The sequence below is a fragment of the Sphingomonas yabuuchiae genome (genome assembly GCF_014199595.1).
Lineage (GTDB): Bacteria > Pseudomonadota > Alphaproteobacteria > Sphingomonadales > Sphingomonadaceae > Sphingomonas > Sphingomonas yabuuchiae.
Map to the genome: position 1 here is coordinate 387,248 of NZ_JACHNX010000002.1, position 22,177 is coordinate 409,424.

15 protein-coding genes are annotated in these 22,177 nt (G+C 65.7%); 7 read left to right on the forward strand and 8 right to left on the reverse strand.

What is annotated here, in order from left to right:
- The first annotated feature begins 33 nt into the window (after window positions 1-33).
- Window positions 34-2,259 carry a phosphoribosylformylglycinamidine synthase subunit PurL gene (gene purL, locus GGQ89_RS05005; RefSeq protein ID WP_184104546.1) on the forward strand — a complete coding sequence of 742 codons (2,226 nt, stop codon included), beginning with the start codon at window positions 34-36 and terminating at the stop codon, window positions 2,257-2,259.
- A gap of 10 nt (window positions 2,260-2,269) precedes the next feature.
- Here the strand turns inward: purL and nhaA are convergent, their stop codons facing one another.
- Window positions 2,270-3,676 carry a Na+/H+ antiporter NhaA gene (gene nhaA / locus GGQ89_RS05010; protein WP_184104548.1) on the reverse strand — a complete coding sequence of 469 codons (1,407 nt, stop codon included), beginning with the start codon at window positions 3,674-3,676 and terminating at the stop codon, window positions 2,270-2,272.
- 82 nt (window positions 3,677-3,758) lie between these two features.
- Between nhaA and GGQ89_RS05015 the strand changes: the two genes are divergently transcribed.
- From GGQ89_RS05015 to GGQ89_RS05025, 3 genes are all read left to right on the forward strand, one after another.
- Window positions 3,759-5,012 carry a DUF418 domain-containing protein gene (locus tag GGQ89_RS05015; RefSeq protein WP_240456499.1) on the forward strand — a complete coding sequence of 418 codons (1,254 nt, stop codon included), beginning with the start codon at window positions 3,759-3,761 and terminating at the stop codon, window positions 5,010-5,012.
- Between the two features lie 80 nt (window positions 5,013-5,092).
- On the forward strand, window positions 5,093-5,263 hold the full coding sequence (locus GGQ89_RS05020; RefSeq protein WP_042489390.1) for a (2Fe-2S)-binding protein: 171 nt from the start codon (window positions 5,093-5,095) through the stop codon (window positions 5,261-5,263).
- Between the two features lie 71 nt (window positions 5,264-5,334).
- A complete protein-coding gene (locus tag GGQ89_RS05025) occupies window positions 5,335-5,586 on the forward strand; it encodes a hypothetical protein (protein WP_184104550.1) in 252 nt (83 codons plus the stop codon).
- A gap of 4 nt (window positions 5,587-5,590) precedes the next feature.
- On the opposite strand, the gene GGQ89_RS05030 is transcribed toward GGQ89_RS05025, so the two are convergent.
- Together GGQ89_RS05030 and GGQ89_RS05035 are read right to left on the reverse strand one after the other, a co-directional pair.
- Window positions 5,591-6,646 (reverse strand): PepSY-associated TM helix domain-containing protein, encoded by a 1,056-nt coding sequence (locus GGQ89_RS05030; protein ID WP_184104552.1) that lies wholly within the window; start codon window positions 6,644-6,646, stop codon window positions 5,591-5,593.
- Window positions 6,647-6,648: 2 nt separating this feature from the next.
- Window positions 6,649-8,805: a TonB-dependent receptor gene (locus GGQ89_RS05035; protein ID WP_184104554.1), complete on the reverse strand. Its 2,157-nt coding sequence runs from the start codon at window positions 8,803-8,805 to the stop codon at window positions 6,649-6,651.
- A gap of 217 nt (window positions 8,806-9,022) precedes the next feature.
- Here GGQ89_RS05035 and GGQ89_RS05040 point away from each other — a divergent pair, with 217 nt between their 5' ends.
- Window positions 9,023-9,865 carry a glutamine amidotransferase-related protein gene (locus GGQ89_RS05040; protein WP_184104556.1) on the forward strand — a complete coding sequence of 281 codons (843 nt, stop codon included), beginning with the start codon at window positions 9,023-9,025 and terminating at the stop codon, window positions 9,863-9,865.
- Window positions 9,866-9,877: 12 nt separating this feature from the next.
- Here GGQ89_RS05040 and GGQ89_RS05045 read toward each other — a convergent pair whose 3' ends face one another.
- The 5 genes from GGQ89_RS05045 to manD all read right to left on the reverse strand — a co-directional run bounded on the left by GGQ89_RS05045 (window position 9,878) and on the right by manD (window position 16,145).
- On the reverse strand, window positions 9,878-11,302 hold the full coding sequence (locus tag GGQ89_RS05045) for a L,D-transpeptidase family protein (protein WP_184104558.1): 1,425 nt from the start codon (window positions 11,300-11,302) through the stop codon (window positions 9,878-9,880).
- 75 nt (window positions 11,303-11,377) lie between these two features.
- On the reverse strand, window positions 11,378-12,244 hold the full coding sequence (locus tag GGQ89_RS05050) for a hypothetical protein (RefSeq protein WP_184104560.1): 867 nt from the start codon (window positions 12,242-12,244) through the stop codon (window positions 11,378-11,380).
- Between the two features lie 20 nt (window positions 12,245-12,264).
- A complete protein-coding gene (locus GGQ89_RS05055) occupies window positions 12,265-13,536 on the reverse strand; it encodes a PQQ-dependent sugar dehydrogenase (protein WP_184104562.1) in 1,272 nt (423 codons plus the stop codon).
- Between the two features lie 76 nt (window positions 13,537-13,612).
- Complete coding sequence (locus GGQ89_RS05060) at window positions 13,613-14,932, reverse strand: MFS transporter (protein ID WP_184104564.1); 1,320 nt, start codon at window positions 14,930-14,932, stop codon at window positions 13,613-13,615.
- A 1-nt stretch (window position 14,933) separates the two neighbouring features.
- On the reverse strand, window positions 14,934-16,145 hold the full coding sequence (manD, locus tag GGQ89_RS05065) for a D-mannonate dehydratase ManD (protein WP_184104566.1): 1,212 nt from the start codon (window positions 16,143-16,145) through the stop codon (window positions 14,934-14,936).
- Between the two features lie 212 nt (window positions 16,146-16,357).
- Here manD and GGQ89_RS05070 point away from each other — a divergent pair, with 212 nt between their 5' ends.
- Together GGQ89_RS05070 and GGQ89_RS05075 are read left to right on the forward strand one after the other, a co-directional pair.
- On the forward strand, window positions 16,358-18,451 hold the full coding sequence (locus GGQ89_RS05070) for an alpha-glucuronidase family glycosyl hydrolase (protein ID WP_184104568.1): 2,094 nt from the start codon (window positions 16,358-16,360) through the stop codon (window positions 18,449-18,451).
- Window positions 18,452-18,940: 489 nt separating this feature from the next.
- Complete coding sequence (locus tag GGQ89_RS05075; RefSeq protein WP_184104570.1) at window positions 18,941-22,087, forward strand: TonB-dependent receptor; 3,147 nt, start codon at window positions 18,941-18,943, stop codon at window positions 22,085-22,087.
- Window positions 22,088-22,177: the final 90 nt, after the last annotated feature.

The window sequence follows — 22,177 nt, forward strand, 5'->3', positions numbered from 1 at the left end:
CGAACCCGCGACACCACGTTAAAGGCGCGGGCCATGACCGAGATCACGCCCCAGATCGTCGCCGACCACGGCCTGTCCGAAGAAGAATATCAGCGCGTCCTGACCGCGCTGGGCCGCGAGCCGAACCTCGTGGAGCTTGGCATCTTCTCGGTCATGTGGTCTGAGCATTGCAGCTACAAGTCGAGCCGCATCCACCTGAAGAAGCTGCCCACCGAGGGGCCCCAGGTCATTTGCGGTCCCGGTGAAAATGCGGGCGTCATCGACATCGGCGACGGCCAGGCCGCCATCTTCAAGATGGAGAGCCACAACCATCCCTCGTACATCGAGCCCTATCAGGGTGCGGCGACGGGCGTCGGCGGCATCCTGCGCGACGTATTCACCATGGGCGCGCGTCCGGTCGCGAACCTGAACGCGCTGCGCTTCGGCCGTCCCGATCACCCCAAGATGCGCCACCTGATCTCCGGCGTCGTCCATGGCATCGGCGGTTACGGCAACTGCGTCGGCGTGCCGACCGTGGGTGGCGAGGTAAACTTCCACCCGGCCTATGACGGCAACATCCTGGTCAACGCGATGACCGTCGGCGTCGCGGATCAGGACAAGATCTTCTATTCGGCCGCCAGCGGCGTCGGCAATCCGATCGTCTATGTCGGCTCCAAGACCGGCCGCGACGGTATCCACGGCGCAACCATGGCGTCGGCCGATTTCGGCGAGGATGCGGAGGCCAAGCGCCCGACCGTGCAGGTCGGCGACCCCTTTACCGAGAAGCTGCTGATCGAGGCTTGCCTCGAACTCATGGCGTCGGACGCGATCGTCGCGATCCAGGACATGGGCGCGGCGGGTTTGACCTCCTCGTCGGTCGAGATGGCGTCCAAGGGCGGCGTCGGAATCGAGCTGATCATGGACGACGTGCCCCAGCGCGAAGAGGGCATGACGGCCTATGAGATGATGCTGTCGGAGAGCCAGGAGCGCATGCTCATGGTGCTGAAGCCCGGCCGCGAGGATTTCGCCGAGGCGATCTTCCGCAAATGGGAACTGGACTTCGCGGTCATCGGCCATGTTACCGAGACCGGCCGCATGGTCCTGCGCCACAAGGGCGAGGTGGTGTGCGACATCCCGCTCGCCCCGCTGGCCGACGACGCCCCGCTTTATGATCGTCCGCATGTGCCGACCGAGGTGCCCGCCGCGATCACGTCGCCCGGTTGCCAGGACCCGGCCGCCGATCTGCTGAAGCTGATGGGCTCGCCCGACATCGCCTCGCGCCGGTGGATCTGGGAGCAGTATGACCATATGGTCGGCGGCGATACGGTGCAGCGTCCCGGTGGCGATGCCGCCGTGGTCCGCGTCCATGGCACGCAAAAGGGGCTCGCGATGAGCACCGATTGCACGCCGCGCTATTGCTACGCCGATCCGGTGACCGGCGGCATGCAGGCCGTGGTCGAGACGTGGCGGAACATCACGGCGGTTGGCGCCAAGCCACTCGCCATCACCAACTGCCTCAACTTCGCCAACCCGCAGCGCCCCGAGATCATGGGCCAGATCGTCGGTTGCCTTGAGGGCATGAGCCAGGCGTGCCGTGCGCTCGACTATCCGATCGTGTCGGGCAACGTCTCGCTCTACAACGAGTCGAAGGCGACCGGCGGGGGCTCGGCGATCCTGCCGACCCCGGCGATCGGCGGCGTCGGCCTGATGGCCGACTGGTCCAAGTCGGCAACGGTGGCCTTCAAGGGCACGGGCGACGTCATCGTCCTGATCGGCACCCCCAAGGGCGAAATCGGCCAGTCGCTTTGGCTGCGCGAAGTGCACGGGATCGAAGGCCGCGAGGCCGGCCCGCCCCCGTCGATCGACCTGGATGCGGAACGTCGTACCGGCGATCTGGTCCGCGAGGCGATCACCGCTGGCCACCTGACCGCCGTGCACGACGTCTCGGACGGCGGCATCGCGGTGACGGTCGCCGAGATGGCGCTGGCGGGCAATATCGGCGCGCTGATCCAGTTCCCGGAACAGGGCGAGGCCTGCCGCCAGCTCTTCGCCGAGGATCAGGGCCTGTACCTCGCCACGGTCGAGGACACCGCGTTGATGGACTTCCTGGCGAACGCGCATCAGGCGGGCGTCGAGGTCGAGCGGATCGGCCGCACGGCGGGCACGCGCCTGATCTTCGAGCGCGAGGACGGCGATTTCGTCGTGGCGCTGGACGATCTGCGTCGCGCGCATGAAGGCTTCTTCCCCGCGCTGATGGGCGCGGACGCCGCCCTCGCCTAACCCTCTGCCCCTAACCCTTTGGCGGAGCCTCGGCAGTGTGCCGGGGCTCCGCACAGTGGCGAAGGATCGCATAGCCGATCGCCGCCGCCAGCACCGAGGCCAACAGCACGCCCAGCGACGCCGCCTCGCGCATTTCGCCGTCGCCGAAGGCCAGCCCTGCGATGAACAGCGAGATCGTAAAGCCGATCCCGGCCAAAGCGCCGACGCCCGCCACCATCGGCCATGTCACCTGATCGGGCCGCCGCGCCAGACCCAGCGCGCTCGCCGCCCATGTGAAGGTCAGGAAGCCCAGCGGCTTGCCGATCACGAGGCCCAACACGACGCCCATCACCAGCGGCCCGCCGATCATCGACAGCAAATCCCCCGAAATGTGGATGCGCACGTTCGACAGCGCAAACAGCGGCAGCACGACGTAATTGACCCAGGGGGTCAGCACCTCGATCAACCGGCTGCTCGCCTCACGGGTCGCGGACGCCATTTCGTGCAGATAGCCCAGCCGTTCCTCAGCCCGCTCGCGATGCCGATGCTCTTCCTCGTCGTCATGGGCATCCTCGGCCGCATCATGCGCGTCGCGGAATTCGTCGACCCGCCGCTGGACCCGCTGCGCAAAGGCATGCTGTTGCAGCCGGGGCTCGACCGGGACGGTCAGGCCGATCAGGACGCCGGCGATCGTCGCATGGATGCCGGACTCCAGAACGCCGCCCCACACGAGCAATGCGAGCAGCACATAGGGCACCGACGACACCCAGCCGATCCGGCGTAGTCCCATGATGCCCGCCAGCCCAGCCGCCGCGACAACCAGCCCCCATGGATCGATCGCGCCGCTATAGGCGAAGGCGATGACCAGCAGTCCGCCGACATCGTCGACCGCCGCAAAGGCCAGCATCGTCGCGCGCAAGCCCGCAGGCAGCCGGTTCGCAAACACCGCGATCAACGCGAGACCGAAAGCCGTATCGGTGGTGATGACCGCCCCCCAGCCGGGTTGCGCAGGCGTGCCCCCGGCGACCGCCAGATAGAGCCCCACCGGCACCAGCATCCCGCCCAACGCGCCCGACAGGGGAAACGCCGCGCTGCGCCAGTGCGCCAATGGCCCTATCGCCATTTCCCGCTTCACGTCCGCCCCCACGATCACGAAGAACAGCGGGAGAAGCGCGTGGTCGATCCACTCGGCCAGCCGGTGCGATACCTTGCCCGTTCCGAACCCGATGGTGACGGGCGTATCCCAGAAGCGCTCGAAGCCGCCCGCCCAGGGGCTGTTTGTCATCGCCAGCGCCAGGATCGTCGCGAGCAGCAACGGCCCGCCCGTGACCTCCCGTCCTGCGAAAAGCGGCTCTATCTTATGCAGGAACGCCGACGCGGCGGGCGAGTGATGCGCACGCGCGGTGGCGCGGCCGGTCAGGCGAGGCGATAATCCCATGGGATTCCAATGCCTCGCCAGCACGGTAGTTGCATCCCCGGCAACGGAGGCTAAGCCCCGGCAAGTTAGACGGAGCTATTCCTTGGCCGATGGTCCTGCCCCTGCCCCTGCCCCCACCCTGACGTCGGCCGCCCCCGGTGAGCGGCTGTTGTCGCTGGACGTGCTGCGCGGGGTGGCGGTGATGGCGATCCTGCTCGCCAACCTGCCCGGTTTCGCCTTGCCCGACCCGGCCTATTCCAACCCGATCGCCTGGGGCGGGCGGCGGCCGATTGACATCGCCATGTGGTTCCTGACGGAAAGCTTCGTCAACGGGCGGATGCGGGGACTATTCTCGCTGCTGTTCGGGGCATCGACGCTGCTGGTCATCCAGCGGGCGGATGCGGCGGGGTGGAACGGAGCGTCCTTCCATCTGCGGCGGATGGCGGTGCTGTTTGTCTTGGGTCTGGTCCACCTGACCTTCATCTGGACCGGCGATATCCTGGCCCATTATGCGCTGGTTGGGATCGTCGCCCTCGCCTTTGTCGGCCTGACGCCACGGGCCTTGTGCTGGACCGCCATGGGCTTTGCCGCACTGTCCATGGCATTCGGTGCGCTGGATTGTCTGGGGCTGTTCGTCGCCGCCGCGCGCAACACCCCGCAAATGGCGAGCCTGTGGGATAGCTATCAACTGGCCTTCGGCACCCCTCCGGCCGCCAGCCTCGCCCCGGAAATCGCCGCGATGCGCGGGCCCTGGGCCATGGCGACCGCCTTTCGGCTGGAGAATAACGGCAATCCGCTGATCGACCTCATCCAGATCGGTCCCGACACGCTCAGTGCCATGCTGCTGGGCATAGCCGCGTTCAAGTCGGGCTTCCTGACAGGCGACTGGCCGCGCGCCGCCTATCGCCGCTGGGCGGCAATGGGCCTTGGACTGACCATCCCCGTCTATGCCGCAATGGCTTTGGGTATCATGGCCAGCGGATACGACGTTCGCGCGGTCACTCTGGTCGAGCTGCTCCTGAACGTGCCTTTCCGCTTGATCGGGACGATCGGCTATGCCGCGCTGATCCTGCTGCTGATGCGGCCGGGCGGCTGGTGGACGGTCCGGATCGCAGCGGCGGGGCGGATGGCCTTCACCAACTATATCGCAACCAGCCTCCTGATGACGGCGGTCTTCTACGGTCATGGCTTGGGGCAGTTCGCCCGATGGAACCGGGCCGAACTCTATATCCTGGCACCCCTGATGTGGGGGTTGATGATGCTTTGGTCGCAGCCATGGCTCGCCCGTTTCGGGCATGGACCGCTCGAGCGCCTATGGCGACTGGCAAGTCGGGGAGCGGTTGGCAGAGCGGGATAATTTTCTGCAAACGCCTCGCAATATGCTTGCGATCCACTCTCATTAGCGCTAGACGGGAGGGGTAATCGATGGAGAGCGCCTTGGTCGTCTGCGTCTGCAATGCCATCCGGGAGTCCCAGGTCCGCGACGCCGCTCGCGCCGGTTCCATGACCCCCTGTCAAATGTATCAGGCGCTCGGTCGCCAGCCCAAATGCGGCCAGTGCGCGGTCCTGGCACGGGCCATCATCGAAGAAGAACGCGCCGCCGCCTGAGCCGCGTCGCGGCCCCGCCGCCATGCGACCATAACCCCGCTTTCGCGTTGGGGTGTTTTGGGAGAGCGGCGATGAGCGACAGGACCAACCTTCAGATCGGCCTGCGTCGCAGCGGCGAAATGGCCGCCGTCTTCATGATCGGCGATGGACTGCTCGGCCTGCTGCAGCCGAAACGGCATGTCGAACTCTGGCAGTCGGACGTTCCGGCGGTCGATCTGCTCGTCCGCCCCTTCGCCGACCATCCCCAGCGCCGCCGAGCCTATGGCCTGTTGCAACTGGCGGCCGGTATCGCCCTCGCCTCTGCCCTGCGAAAGCCCGAGTAACCTGCTATAGGCGGCGGCGTGGTCGCCGGAACCAGAAGGTCCATACTGCCAACGACCCCAGCAGGGTCAGCGCCAGGCCGCTGACGGTCATCAGCAGCTTCCAGGCCAGTCCGCCGACACGCCCGGCATGAAGCGGATAGAGCATGTTATAGACGCGGGCGGCTCGCGGCATCGCCATCGCGTCGTTGCTCGACAACAGACGGCCGGTGGCGGCGTCGAAGACCAAAGTGGTTCGCCCATTGGGCAACCATTCGTCCGCCCGGCGCATCCGCAGCGTGATCGGGTCCCCCGGCTTACGCGGCATGGTCAGGATACGGGGAACCGCATCGGGGAAACGCCGGCTCGCCGTCGTCAGCATCGCTTGCCAGGGCGGGCTGGCCGCCAGCGGTCCGCCATGCACCTTGCCCGGCCGCAGCGCCGCCAGCGCCTTGGCGGGAGAGCCGAAGGGTGCGACGACGATCATCGCCACCGGCCGAAACACCATCGCCGCGCCGGTAATGCTCGACAGCAGCAGCAGCGGCGCAACGATGATCCCCAGATCGCGGTGATGCATGAGGATCGCCGGACGGCTCATCCGCTTTGGCAACAGTCGCCATTTGAACGTCCGGCGGGTCCTCCACCACAGGATCGCGCCCGACACCACGAAGAACAGTCCACACAGCCCGGCAATGCCGATCACCGTCTCGCCGATATCGCTGGCGAACAGATGGTGGTGGAAATCGAACAGCCACAGCTCGGGCCGTTCCCACTGGCTGCTCCAGCGATCGACGATCCGCCCACCCTGATCGGCATAGGCCCCTGCGCCATGGGCAAGGCGAAGCTGGTGCAGAGCAAAGCCGTTATCGGCGAACACCACGCTCTCGCCGCCCTTGGGCTGGGGGAGCAGGCGCTGGACCGCCGCCGCGACGGAGGCCGGATCATGGATCAGCGGCATCGCCTTGCCCGGCACCATGATCAACGCGGTCTTCCAGACGAGCAGGCATCCGGTCAGCCCCAGCAGCCCCAGCACCAGACCAATGACGCCGCCGGTCCAGCGATGGAGCAGATCCAGCCACTTCATCGTCAGAACCTTACATCCCATCCCAGCGTAACGGTGCGGCCGCGCCCGGCGAAATAGCTGAAATTGTCGGTCGGCAACCGGGTGTCGCTGGAATAGTCGATATAGAAGCGATCGAGCAGGTTCTGCGCCGCGAGGTAGATGGTCCCCTTGCCCATATTATAGGCGATGGTCCCGTCGACGACGGTATAGCCGCCAAAGTCGTTGCGCGGGTCACGCAGGCGGCCCTTGAAGGTGCGGGACAGGAAGAACTGGCTTTGCAGCCGCGCCGACCACGGCCCGCGATCATAGCTGGCCGCCAGGTTGAGCCGGTCGGGCGAGATATTGGCGCCGTCCAGATCGGTATCGACGATCCCGTCGGGCGGCGTTTTGCTGTCATAGCGGCCCGACAGATGCGCATAGCCGACCGACAGGCGCGTCCCCGGCAGGGGCAGGCGCATGCCCAGATTGATCTCCAGCCCCTGTATCTCGGTCCGCAGCCGCTGCACGTCGAAGATGCCGCCCGGATTGGCGATCAGCAATTGCCCCTTGTCGCTGGACGACCAGAAATAGGCGGTGCTGGCATCAAACGGCCCGCGTTTCACCTCGACGCCGATCTCACGATTGTTCGAGACGATAGGCGCGATGTCGAGGAAGGCGTCGATCGAAACGCCCGGCCGGTTCACGGCGCGGGTGATGCGGCCGATATCAGGCACCGTGAAACCCTCGGCATAGCTGGCATAGGCGCGGATGCCGCGGATCGGCTCGACGATGACGCCACCGTTGAACAGGGCGTCCTGGAAGGTCGGCGTGCCGCCCTTCACCGCGACGCGGTTGGAGGTGGCAAGGGTGGTATAGTCGTCGATGCGGATGCGGACATTCTCCCACCGCACGCCACCCGCCAGCCGCACGGCCTTGTCGAACAGCGCGAGGTTCAGCTGGCCGAACGGCGCCAGGCTGCGGAAGTCGCTGGGCGGCACCCAGACGCGGTTCGTCAGGATCAGCCGCTGCTCGGTCCTGTCCCACAGGGCGTCGAAACCGACGATCGCGGTCAGCGCCTCGAAACCGGGGATCGCGCGCTCATAGCTGATCTTGCCGCCGATCTTGCGGCTGCGGTTCTGCGACTGGTCGATCAGCGTGCCCACCGGCGCGATCAGCGGATCCTGGAAGGTCGCGATCGGGTTGATCTCCGCCCCGAAGGTGTCGCGGGTGCGGTTCCAGAAGATCTGGGTGACGAGGTTGCCCTGGGCCAGGTCGGGATCGGTGAGTGACAACGCAACGCTCTCCGTCCGGCTGGCGGCACTGCGACCCGGCGGATTGCCGCGCCGGGCGCTGGTCGGCAGGCCCGTCAGGCGGTTGCCCGCCACCGCGACATAATCACCATCGCCCTTCAGCTCGAACCGGCTGGCGATCAGGTCGAGCCGCATCGTGTCGGTTACCGCATAGCCCGCTCGCGCGAACAGAGAGGTCGTCCGCGAATCCTGCGTCTCGCCCTGGGTCAGGTTCAGGCCGACCCTGCGCCCCTCACCGTCATAGAAGACACCGCGCTTTTCATAGACCGCGCCCGCACTGATATCGAAGCGGCCCGACTTGTATTGAAGCAGCCCGCCGACCTTGCCGCCCAGTCCTTCGCCGTGAAAATCGGTATCGGCGGTGCCCTGAACCAGTGCGCGGCCGCTCAGACCCTCGCGACGCGGCGCACCGACCGTGACCTGGTTGACGATACCGCCGGTTCCACCGACGCCCTGCAGCGCGTTCGATCCGTAGATCAGCTCGACCCGGTCGATGAAGAAGCCGTCGATCGTATAGCCGTCCCGGCTGCCGTCGCGCAGCGGCGTCGTCTGCGGAATGCCGTTGATCGCATAAAGCGGCGAGCGTCCGCGCAGGGTCTCGCCCGCGCCCGACAGCTTCTGGCGCGTCGGTGAGAAGGACGGGGTCAGCGTCGCCACCGCATCGACCACCGATCCGGAGATGGCGATCTGCTGATCCAGCGCCTGCTTGTCGATGATATCGATGGTCAGCGGCAAGGCGTTGGGCGGCAGGATCGAGCGCGCCGCGCTAACGACGATATCCTGCGTCGGCGCATCGCCCGCTTCCTCCACTTGCGCCATATCCTGCGCGTAACCGATCGCCGGATAGAGTGCGACCGAGGTCATCGCCAGAAGCCGCCAACCGATATTCATATTCGCCACCCCCTTTGTGGTGGGCGGCTCTTAGGCAAAAGAATACTGGATTGCAAATCGGTCGCATTAGCTGGATGGCGGCAACCCTGTTCGTCGCCCCACACAGGCCCCTCTTTCCCGCACCAGCCAGGAGCATTTCCAGCCAATTATTCGCGGCTTAGAGACGGACCATCCAGGGCGGGCACGCGTTGGTGCGGCTCATGATCGAAAGTTTTCTGTGCCGCATTATCTGATCGCGCAAAGCGAATTGCCCGAGGAACGCGAAGCCCGCCGCCGCCGTGCCGGCAAAAGCTCGGGCGAGACCTATGCCGCGACGCTGGAACAGATGCAGCCGGGCATCGCCACGACGATCGTCTCCCCGGCCGACGACGCGGCCTCCGGCTTTTCCACCGACCGCTTGGCCGCGTTCGACGCGGTGTTCCTGACGGGCTCGCCGATGCACGTCTATGACGACAGCCCCGAAGTCCGGCGTCAGCTCGACTTTATGCGCTGCGTGTTCGCGGCGGGCCTGCCATCCTTCGGCTCCTGCGCCGGTTTGCAGATCGCGGTCGCGGCGGCGGGCGGACGGGTGCGCAAGATGCCCGAACGGATGGAGGCAGGCATTGCCCGCCGCATCACCCCGACCGAGGCGGGGCGCGACCATCCGCTGCTCGCGGGTCGACCGCTGAGCTGGGATGCACCCGCCATCCATGGTGACGAAGTGGAGGAGCTACCGCCCGGCGCGACGTTGCTCGCCAGCAATGCCGTGACACGGGTGCAGGCGGCGGAAATTCGTTTCGACGGGGGCGTCTTCTGGGGTGTGCAATATCACCCCGAACTGGCGCTGCGCGAGATTGCCTTGGCCATCGCCGCACAGGCCGGCGACCTTGTCGAGGCGGGGCTGGCGAATACCGAAGGCGATGTCGAAGCGTGGAGCAGCGATCTCGACGCCCTTCACGAAGCGCCCGACGACCGGGCGCTTCGCTGGCGGCTGGGGGTGGATGGAGAGTTTGCGGAGGAACGGTTGCGCCGTCGCGAAATCGCCAATTTCCTCTCCCAACTCAGGAAGCTGAGAGGCTAGGCCGCCGGGCCGTTAGGGCCCGACATCCGCCGCGCCCGTCACCACCCGGAGTGCCTTGCCCGCCTTGAATCCCAGGGCCGCACCGACCCGGTCATCCCAGCCATAGGGATCGTTGCGCACGATCGGCTCGCCACCATCGTCGAACAGCACCGTCTGGTAGAGCAGCCGGACGGGGATCTGGCGCGGCAGCTTGACGAAGTTCTCCTCGCCCGTCTCGCGTGCCTTGTGCCACTCGTCCAGCACGCCCTCGTCCCTGGCGAGCATCTCGGCGAAGCCCAGCGCGTCGTCCACGCGGACGCAACCATGGCTCCGCTGGCGCTGGACCATGCCGAACAGCGCCTTGGCAGGCGTATCGTGCAGATAGATGGCATGGTCGTTCAGCATGTCGAACTTGACCAGCCCGAGCGAATTTTTCGGCCCCGGCTGCTGGACGATCCAGCCGTCTTTCCAGACCATGTTGTTGGCCTTCAGATAACCGGAGCCTTTCTTCGCAAGTTCCTTCTGCTGGATCGAGCGCGGCACGGTCCAGGTCGGGTTGGCGACGAGGCGATAGATGGGCGACCCCAGCTGTGGCGTCTCGGTATCCGGCTCGCCGACCACGACCTTGCGGCTGTCGACGATCTTGCCGTCCCGCCAATAGGTCAGGCGCGCGGCGGCGATGTTCACGTCGATCCGCGTGGCGGGTGGCGTCCGCTCCAGCCAGCGCAGCCGTTCCATCGCCACCGCGATGGCCCGCGCCCGGTCGGCGTTGGACATGTTAAGGATCGCCAGCGCCTCGCTGCCGATGATGCCGTCGGGCTTCATGCCGTAATCGGCCTGCATCCGTCGCACCGCATCGACGGCGGTCGGGCCATAGCTGGTCCCCTGCGCAGCATCGGGCGCGAGATAGTCGAGGACGACCAGCTCGTGCATGATCACCGGCAGGCGCGGGTCGGTCGCCCCCGGCTTGATCGGCTCGCCGGTGCCCGCGATCTTGACGTCGGCGTCCTGGGGCTGCTGGCGCAGCTTCAGATAGGCGTCGGACAGTCGCTTGTAGTTGCCGTCCTGCGGCGCGAGGCTGTTGAGCCATTTGGTCAGGTCGCCGCTGCGCAGCGCCGCCGCCAGTCCGGCCTTCAGGTCGGGCGACGGGCGCGGCACGGTATAGACGTCGTAGAGCTTGATGGGATCGGTCGCACCCCGCGCCAGGGCCGTGGCGAAGCGGAGAGCCTGTTCGGTGGTCGTTGCCTCATCGCTGCCCGACACGTCGAACGTCATATGGTCCAGGCCATGCGTCGCCCGTCCATCGATCGCCTGACGCAGCTGTCCACGTGTGCGGTCGCTCCATTGGGCGGGACTGGCCTGCTCGTTCGTCGGAGACGTTGCATTCTGATCCGTCGCGACCTGACCGCCGCATGCCGACAGCAGCAGTCCCAGCGCCAATACCGATCCCGTCCGCATATCCGTTCGTCGCTCCCTCGTTATGGATCGTAAACGCACCGAAATGAAGTCGGCTCCCGCTTCGTTTGGAATGGCTTACCACGCCAGCATCAGCGAGATGGTGGCGTGCGGGACCACCGCCGCCGTCGTACCGCCCGGCGCGTCAAGTCGGCGCAGCCGGTCATCCCGGACCAGGGCGAGGATATCGGCCTGCAAGGTCGCGGCACTGCCGCCGAGCTTGATAGGATAGGCGATGGACAGCCCCCCACTGCCGTAAACGCGCGTGCCGCTACCCTCCGCATAGAAGCCGTTCCAGCCGACGCCGACCAGTACCGGCACGCTGAGCGACGGCCCTTCCTCGCGCCCCGAAAGCGTAAAGGACGGACTGATCCCGGCGATCGTATAGAGACCGCCCTCCCCCTGCGTCCGGCGGGTGATCGCCGCGCGCGGCTTCAATCGGCCGAGGCCTCGATCCGCCGTATAGAGGATGCTCAGGCTCGCTTCATGCGTGGTCGAGGCGACCCCATTGGGGCTGGTCTTGATCGTATAGGTCGCGGCGGTCGTCAGCCCGTCCGCCGGACGCCAGGTCAGTCCGAGCAGATTGTTGCTCTCATACCAGGCGCGCGGAGCGGCGCGCTCGTCCGCTCGCGGCGCGTGAAGGCCGTTCGAGCTTTGCCCGATGACGAACAGGTCGCCGCTTCCGTCCCGTCCGCGCCGAAGCACCAAGGCACCGCCGAAGGCGACATGCACCGGCACCCGGTCGAGCGCGGCATCGTCGTCATCCAGTGCACCCCGGGCATAATCCCCGTTGCGAATGTCGAGCGTCACGACCGGATGCCAATTCCTGCCCTCGTCCTTCACATCGATTTCGGAAAGCGTGGCATCCTCGGTATCGGCGAACGGGATGGATTGTCCCCGGGCAGGGCCTGCGACAGCGACGATGGCGAACAAGATAGCCGCCATCGCCGCACCACGTCCGCGTTTCACGAACTCCGACGGACCAGCCAGACCGTATCGCCCGCATCATCCAGCACGAAGATCGCACCGTCCTCGCGGGTCTGGATGCTGACCGGACGGCCATAGACCTCACCCTTCTTGGCATCGGCCACGAAGCCGGTCAGGAAGGGCTGCGGCGCGGCGGTCGGGCGTCCGCTCGCAAAGGGCACGGCCAGCACGTCATAGCCGCTGAAGCTGGACCGGTTCCACGAACCGTGCCGTGCGACATAGGCGGTTTGCCCCGCATTCCCTTTGTCGAACGCCACGCCGAGCGCGGCGGCATGGGCGCCGACTGCAACGTCGGGCATCAGCGTCGTCGCGAGCAGATCACGACGTTCATTGGCATGGCGGGGATCCTGCTTTCCGTAATAGCTATACGGCCAGCCATAAAAGCCGCCTTCCTTCACGCCGACCAGATAATCGGGCGAGATATCGTCGCCGATCTCATCCCGTTCATTGACTGCCGTCCACAACACCCCGCCGGGTGCCCAGGCCATGCCGACAGGGTTGCGCAAGCCCGAGGCGTAAAGACGCTCGCGCCCGCTTGCCAGATCGACCGCGAGGATGGCGGCGCGGCGCTTTTCCTCGTCCATGCCGAACTCGCCGACATTCGAAGCCGAACCGACCGAGACATAGAGCGTCCGACCATCCGGGCTGAGCAGCAGGTTGCGCGTCCAGTGGTTGTTATAACCCCCGGCGGGCAGTGCAATCAGCGGCTTGGGTGCGGCGGTGATCGTCGTCTGGCCGGGCTGGTAGGGGAAGCTCACCACGCCGTCGGTGTTCGCGACATAAAGCCGCCCGCCGACATATTGCATTCCGAACGGCTGGTTCAGCCCTTCGCGCAACACGAAGCGTTGCTCCGCCACGCCGTCCCGGTCTGCATCGCGGAGCAGCGTCAGGCGATTGGCGCTGAAGCCGGTGGTCTTGGACAGCGCCTGCCCGCGCTGAACCTCGGGATCGGCGTCGAGCTTGGGCTTGGTCCGCGCCTCCGCGACGATCACATCGCCATTGGGCAGCAACAGTGCCTGACGTGGGTAATCGAGCCCGCCTGCGAACTTCACCACCTCATAGCCACGTGGTGCGACGGGCTTGCGCCCTTCCGGCCAGCCAATGGTCTTGGGATGGTTGACCACCGACTCCGTTGCATAGGGCTCGGGCTGGGGCGGCAGTCCGACAACTTGCGACGCCGACTGGGCAGAGGCCCCGCCTGCGACCATCGTCGAAGCGAGAAGAAGATGGGCGAAGGCGATCCTGTTCATATTGGCTCCCGGCTGTGTGAGCGAGAAACCACCCGATCCGGCCATATATCCGGCGCTGCGATCAGGACATGAAATGTTACATGGAGCAGATCCTTACGTCCCGATAGCGCGGATTGAGGATATGGAAGATCAGCAGCGCGACCAGATAGGCGACGCCGCATGCGAGGAAGAAGGGTTGATAGCTCCCCACCCGGTCGAGCAACGCGCCCAGCGCCTTGGACGCGATGAACCCGCCGGTCGCCCCGGCAAAGCCGCCCAGACCGATCAGCGTTCCTTGCGCATAACGCGGGAACTGGTCGCCGGGCAGCGCGAAGAGGTTGGTCGAAAAGCCCTGATGCGCGGCACAGGCGAGGCCGATCATCGCCACCGCGATCCAGATGCTGCTCGCCTGCGCGGCAAACATCACGGGCAGCGCGAACAGCGCACAGGCGAACATCGCCTGTTTGCGCGCCCGGCCCGTCTCGACGCCGCGCTTGAGAAGCCGTGATGAATACCAGCCGCCGACGATCGCCCCGACATCGGCCATGATATAGATGGCGACCAGCGGCGGCCCAAAATTCTTCAGGTCATAACCATAGCGGCTGTGGAAGAAGTCCGGCAGCCAGAACAGGAAGGTCCACCAGACCGGATCGATCAGGAAGCGCCCGGTCATATAGGACCAGGACTCGCGGTGGCGCAGCACGGTCAGGAAGCCCGCACGGCCTGTCGTCTCGACCGGCTCGGCCTCGATCCAGGCGCGTTCCTCGGGCGTGATACGCGGATGGCTGTGCGGCGGGTGATAGAGCCGCCACCAGGCGGTCAGCCAGACGAGGTTGAACAGTCCGGTGATGACGAACGCCCAGCGCCAGTCGAGCACCAGATCGGCGATCAGGAAGCCGACCAGCAACGGCGTCACCACCGCACCGACATTGGCCCCGGCATTGAAGATGCCGATCGCCATCGCCCGTTCCTTCTTGGGGAACCATTGCGAGGCGGCCGCCAGTGCCGAGGGGAAAGTCCCCGCCTCCCCCAGCGCCAGCGGAATGCGGGCGAGCGCGAAGCCGGTGGTCGAAGTGACGAGCGTCTGCGCAAAATGGCCGACCGTCCATGCGCCCATCGCCAGCAGATAGCCTGTGCGGGGCCCGATCCGGTCGATCAGCCAACCGAAGAGCAGGAAACCCAGGCCATAAGCCACCTGGAAATAGCCGGTGATGTCGCCGTAACCGCTATTGGTCCAGCCATAAAGCGCGGTCAGCTGCGGCTTGAGCACGCCCAGCACCAGCCGGTCGATATAACTCAGCACGACGGCGGCGAAGAGCAGGCCGCAAATGACCCAGCGCACGCGCCCGCGCGGCGGCGGTACGGTCTGGGCGACGGTATCAGGCGCGGCGACGGCGGCCTGGGTCAAGTCGCTCATCTCACCAGCTCCACAAGGTCCCGTCCTCCAGACGGTTCACCGGCAGATAGGCCCGCTTGTACGGATAGGTTTCCGCCAGCGCCTCGTCGATCTCGACACCCAGGCCGGGTGCGTCGCCGGGGTGCATCATGCCGTCCTCGAAGCGATAATGATGCGGGAAGACGGCGTCCGTCTCGTCGGTATGCGGCATATGTTCCTGAATGCCGAAATTGGGGATCGACAGCCCGAAATGCAGCGCCGCGGCCATGGTGACAGGCGACAGGTCAGTCGCGCCGTGACAGCCGGTTCGCACCTGATAGAGGTCCGCCAGCGAGGCGATCTGCCGCAAATGAGTCAGGCCGCCCGCATGGACGACGGTGGCGCGGATATAGTCGATCAGCCGGTTCTCGATCAGATGCTTGGCATCCCAGATCGAGTTGAAGATCTCGCCCACCGCCAACGGCGTCGTCGTATGCTGGCGGATCAGGCGGAACGCCTCCTGATCCTCGGCGGGGGTCGCATCCTCGATCCAGAAGGGGCGATAGGGCTCCAGATCCTTGCCCAGCCGCGCCGCCTCGATCGGGGTCAGCCGGTGGTGAACGTCATGGAGCAGGTGCACGTCCCAGCCCAACGCCTCGCGCGCGGCGGCGAAGAGTTCGGGCACCACGCGTAAATATTTCTCGGTCGACCAGACGCTTTCGCTAGGCAGGTCCGCATCGGCAGGCTCATAGCGCTGCCCCGCCTTGGCGACGCCGTAAGTGGAGGCGAGGCCCGGCACACCACATTGCAGGCGGATCGCACGATACCCCTCGTCGCGGTGGCGGATGGCCGTGGCGATGGTGTCCTCAATCGACGTACCGTTGGCGTGGCAATAGACCATGCAGCCTTCACGCGCCGCGCCGCCCAGCAGCTGATAGACGGGCAGCCCAGCGACCTTGCCCTTGATATCCCACAATGCCATGTCGACCGCCGCGATCGCGGTCATCGTCACCGGCCCACGCCGCCAATAGGCGCCCTTGTAGAGATACTGCCAGATATCCTCGATCCGGTGCGCCTCCCGCCCGATCAGGCAGGGGATGACATGGTCCTGCAAATAGCTGGCGACCGCCATCTCGCGCCCGTTGAGCGTCGCATCGCCCAGGCCGGTGGTGCCGTCGTCGCACTGGATCTTCAGCGTGACGAAATTGCGCCCCGGCGACGTGACGATCAGGCGGGCGGAAACGATCTTGGGCATGGGTACGTCCTTCAGGCGAACAGGAGCGCGACGAAGGGACGGCCGCACGAAGCGGCATGGCCGGTCATGGGGCGGGTCATGGGTTGCCACCGGGTCATTCAGGCCCCTCCTGTCAGGCAGCCGGTCCAACCCGACTTGCCAATTGGTCTGATAGCGGTAACGTGCGGGCCAAGCGTCGGCTTGTCAATCGCCGACACATTGGGAGAGTATGGATGAAACGGATTCGCGCATGGACCACCGCGCTGTCCCTGTCTTTGGCCGCATTGCCATTTCCGGCGGCAGCGGAGGATGGCTATGCGTTGTGGCTGCGCAGTGTCGCACCATCGGTCGGACAGGTGAATGTCAGGGTGTCAGGGGCGTCGCCGACGCTGGATCTGGCAGGCGCAGAACTGCGCCGCGCGCTGCCCGCTGGTACGCCGCCCGTGTTGGTGGCGACCGCATCGGACCCCGCCCTTCGCCCATTGCGCCTGCCGTTCGAGGGACTGGGCGAGGAAGGGTATCTGGTCCGCGCGGTCACGCTGGGTGGCCAGAAGGTTGTTCTGGTTGCAGGTAACAGCGATCGCGGTGCGCTCTATGGTGCTTTCGCGCTGATCCGCCATCTCGCGACCGGCGGTACGGCGGATGGCGTCGCGCTCCGCTCGGCGCCCAAGGTCAAGCTGCGCGTGCTCAACCATTGGGACAATCTCGATGAGTCGGTCGAGCGCGGCTATGCGGGCCAGTCGCTCTGGGACTGGTGGACGCTGCCCGACTTCCGCGATCCCCGCTATACCGATTATGCCCGCGCCAACGCCTCGATCGGGATCAACGGCACCGTCCTGAACAACGTCAATGCCAAGGCCGACAGCCTGACCGCGCCCTATATCGCCAAGGCGGCGGCGCTGGCGGATGTGCTCCGGCCCTGGGGCATCAAGGTCTATCTGTCGGTCCGCTTCTCCGCACCGATCGAGCTGGGCGGGCTGAAGACCGCCGATCCGCGCGATCCGGCGGTGGCGGCGTGGTGGAAGGCGAAGGCCGACGAAATCTATCGCACCATCCCCGATTTCGGCGGCTTCCTGGTCAAGGCCAATAGCGAGGGCCAGCCCGGCCCGCGCGACTATGGCGCATCCCATGCCGATGGCGCCAACATGCTGGCCGCGGCGGTGAAACCCCATGGCGGCATCGTGATGTGGCGCGCCTTTGTTTATGCCGAAACCGATCCCGAGGATCGCGCGAAACAGGCCTATACCGAGTTCAAGCCACTCGACGGCAAGTTCGCCGACAATGTGTTGGTGCAGGTGAAGAACGGCGCGATCGACTTCCAGCCGCGCGAACCCTTTCACCCGCTGTTCGGCGCTATGCCGCGCACGCCCCTGATGATCGAGTTCCAGATCACCAAGGAATATCTGGGGTTTGCGACCCACCTCGCCTATCTTGGTCCGCTGTTCACCGAGGTGCTGGACGCCAAGACCGGACAGAAGCCGGGCGAGGCGGTAGCGGATGTGGTCGACGGCCAAGCCGAGCATCACAAACTCTCCGGCATGGCGGGCGTCGCCAATATCGGGCGCGATCGCGACTGGAGCGGATCGACCTTCAACCAGGCGAACTGGTACGCCTTTGGCCGTCTGGCCTGGGACCCCGATCTCTCGGCGGAGGATATCGCGCGCGCCTGGGCCGCGCAGACCTTCGGCACCGACCGGCAGGTCGTCGATACCGTCACTGCCATGATGATGGGAAGCCGGGAGGCCGTGGTCGACTATACCGGCGCGCTGGGCCTCGCGCACCTGATGGCGACGGGTCATCATTATGGCCCGGGGCCATGGGTGTCCGAACTGGCGCGCCCCGAATGGAACCCGACCTATTATCATCGCGCCGATGCGAACGGCATCGGCTTCGATCGCACCGCCCCGGGCAGCAACGCGGTCGGCCAATATGCGGGGCCGGTCGCCAAGGCCTTTGCCAAGCCGGAGACGACGCCGGAGTCGATGCTGCTCTGGTTCCATCATCTGCCCTGGGACCGGCGGATGGCGAGCGGTCGTACGCTCTGGGAGGATCTGGTCGCCCATTATGATCGCGGTGTCGCCTATGTCGCGCAGATGCAAGGGCAGTGGGACGGCCTGCGCCCGAAGATCGATGCCGAGCGGTGGCAGAAAACGGCGACCTATCTGGCCGTTCAGGAACGCGAGGCCCGCTGGTGGCGCGATGCGAGCCTGGCCTATTGGATGTCGGTCAATCACCGCCCTCTGCCCGCCGGGGTACGCGCGCCGGAACATGATCTGGCCTGGTACAAGGCGCAGCGCTTTCCCTATGCCCCCGGCCATACCCTGTAAGAGGAGCTACGGTCGCGGTCCGTCAGGGCCGCGACCCCCTACCCTCCACATCGGCAAAACCAGAGTACAGCAATTTGGTCGGTCCGATATGGCTATACTTGCACAACTATAAATCGATTGCAGTTTAGCCCATCCGCTATCAGTCTTCGCCTGAAGAAAACCAACTGTCTCAACATGAAACGGCTATGCTGTGGCAGAACAGCCATAGTTCGTCACGAACACGCTGCGGCCTAACCAATTTGCATTGACTTGTGGACCAATAGCGCAGAACGATAGCGCTATCAGCACACGCCGCATCAGACGGTCGGAGGGGATAGCATGGTTAACGGCATCATCATGGCCGAAGCATTGGCAGACCGCGTGGAGCTGCGCCCCGGCCACCATCACGCTCCATCGGCAGCCTGATCCATCGCCCCTAATCCACCGATACACCCAAAATGATTCCGCATGTCGCAACGAACGACAGCGGGCCGCAAGAGAGGACCTGACATGAAATCCGTGCCCACCATCCGCCTCAGCCGCATCGCCCTGCTATGCGCCACGGCCGTCGGCGCGATGAGCGCATCGACCGCCTGGGCGCAGGCGGTTCCCGCCCCGCAAGGGCAGATCCTCAATGACGGACAGGATGACGGCCCCTCCGTGCCGCCCGCGCCGCAGACCGATCAGACCCAGGGCACCCCGTCCGAGGACATCGTCGTCACCGGCTATCGCTCAAGCCTGGCCAAGTCGACCAACGCAAAGCGCGCGTCGACCGGCTTCACCGACTCGATCTTCGCCGAGGATATCGGCAAGTTCCCCGACACCAACATCGCCGAGTCCTTCAACCGCATTCCGGGCGTCACCATCACCCGTGACGTGACCGGCGAAGGCACCAACGTCGCCATTCGCGGCTTGGGATCCAATTTCACCAACGTGACCTTGAACGGCGCGCCGATCGCGGTCGCCTCATCGGGTTCCACCGACGCGCAGGGCACTGACCGCTCGGTCGACCTCAGCTTCTTCCCGACCGACCTGTTCACCAAGCTGACCGTGAACAAGAGCTATACCGCCGACCTGCTGGAAGGTGGCGCGGCGGGCAATATCGACCTGCGCTCGGCCCGTCCGTTCGACCGCAGCGGCCCCTTCCTCGCCTATAATATCCAGGGATCGAAGCAGACGCCCGAGGACCGGATCGGTGCGCGCGGCTCGCTGATCGGCAGCTGGCGTAACGACACGTTCGGCGTCCTGGCAGGCGTTTCGGCGCAGCGCCTGTTCACCGATACGCGCGGTTTCGAGACCATCGGCTATACCAACCCGGCGCTCACCGCAGCGCAGTGCGGCGCGACCAGCGGCTGCAACAGCACCGGCGGCGGCAACTGGACGATCCCGGCGACGGTGCCGGTCGGTGCCGGTGCGGGCCTCGTCCCCGGCACGGTGATCGACCGCAACTTCCTGCTCGCCAACAATCCCGGCGCGACCATCCAGCAGATCGACAACGGCCTGCTGCCCCGCCTGGGCCGCGTCACCAGCATTCGCGGCCCGCGCGACCGCATCAACGCGATCCTGAGTGCGGAATATCGCCCGACCGACGAGCTGCATTTCTATGTCGACGGTCTGTACGGCTTCAAGAAGAACGAGCTGATCCGTGAGAACATGGCCTGGATCGTCCGCAACGGCGCGATCATCCCGACCAATCTGACCTTCGACAAGTCCGATTGCAGCGCGGGCTGTACCGTCACCGGCGGCACCTTCGCCAACGCCCAGTTCTTCAACGAATTCCGCCCCTATACCGAGACGACGCGCCTCTGGAGCGTCAATCCGGGTGCCGAGTGGCAGATCAACGACAAGCTGAAGCTGAACTTCCAGGGCAATTACGCCCGCTCGACCTTCCATCGCGAGAGCCCGACCGTCGGCATGACGACGCCGCTGGGCGTCGGCAACACCGTCACCTTCTCGAACACCGGCGGCATTCCGACGATCAAGAGCGCGCTCGACCTGAACGACCCGAAGAATTTCGGCTGGTATGCGGGCAGCCGCGTCAACCTGCAGGACGAACGTCGCCTGAACATCAACAAGGGGCTGCGCGGCGACCTGACCTGGGGCGATACCGCGCTGAACCTGAAGGTCGGCGGCGCCTATGACGATACGTCGCGCCGCATCCGGGGCTTCGACAACAGCCAGTTCTGGCAGAACGCGGTCTGCGGCAACAATCCGAACGTCGCGGTCCCCTCGCCCAACTCGCAGCCGCCCTGCGAGGGTCTGAACGCGCCGGGCGCCGCGCCTGCGGGCTATCCGACCTATCCGGGTTATGGCACCGGCTTCAGCTCGGGCATGAGCGGCCCGGTCAGCTATGGCGGTTCACTGATCCCCAACAGCGCGGCGTCCAGCTATCTGTCGCCCGGCCCGGCCGGTTTCGTGACGGTCAACTGGCCCGCCTTCGCCAAGGCCAGCAACTACCAGTTCTTCCACGACAATGCGCCCGAGAATGGCGGTGCGAACACCGGCGCCAGTGCGGGCTTCATCCGCGAGGTCGTGAAGTCGGCCTTCGCGACCGTCAACGGTGCACAGGAACTGGGCGGCAACACGCTGCGCTTCAATGTCGGCTTGCGCTATGTCAACACGATCCAGACGATCTCGGGCCGCGTCTCGGTCCCCGATCCCCGCAATACGACCGCGACCGGCGCGTCGCTGCCCGATGGCAGCCGCTATCCCAGCATCGTGAACATCGCCGACACTCGGAACGTCTATTCGGAATGGCTGCCCGCGGCGACCTTCGCCTATGACATTGGCGACCATGCGGTGGTCCGTGTCGCGGGTTCGCGCACCATGACCCGTCCGGACCCGTCGGCGCAGCTGCCGGGCATCAACTTCGGCGCGCCCTCGGCCGATCAGGCCTCGATCGGCAACCCGGCGCTGGCCCCCTATCTGTCGACCAATCTCGACCTGGGCTTCGAATATTATACCGGCCGTGAGGGCGTGATCAGCTTCAACGCGTTCCGCAAGTCGCTGGAAGGGTTCACCACCACCGCGATCAGCACGGTGCCCTTCTCGAACCTGGCGCAGTATGGCATTACCTATGACACGCTGAACCCGACGCAGCAGATCGCGATCAACGCGCGCGGCGGACCCAGCCAGGCGCAGGTGCAGGTCACGTCGCAGGTCAACGTGCCCAACAAGCTGACCATCAACGGCCTGGAATTCCAGTGGGTTCAGCCGCTCGACTTCCTGACCCGCGCGATCGGCATCACCGGCTTCGGCTTCAACGCCAACGCGACCATCGTCGACCAGCGCAGCGACGGCCCGGCCGTTGCGTTCGGCGTGGCGCCCTTCACCTACAACATCACCGGCTATTACGAGAAAAACGGCGTGATGCTGCGTGTCGCCACGACCTCGCGTCAGGGCGCGCAGAATAGCGGCGCGGCGCAGAACGGTATCCCCAACGCGGCGCTGTTCGGCACCGACTTCACGACGTACGACTTCTCGTCGGCGTTCGACCTCGACAAGATCTTCGGGATCGCCGGTGCACCGCAGCTGACCGTCAACGTCGCCAACTTCACCAACGCGACCCTGCGCTCCTACTTCCAGTTCGAGAACGCGACGTTCACCCAGTACAAGCCGGGTCGTCAGTTCCTGATCGGCTTGCGCGGCACCTTCTAACCTTTCGATCGTTTACCCCTCGCGATCGGACAGAGGCCCCGGTGAAAACCGGGGCCTTTTTTTGCGAGTGGTGCTGGCGTCATCGGCGGA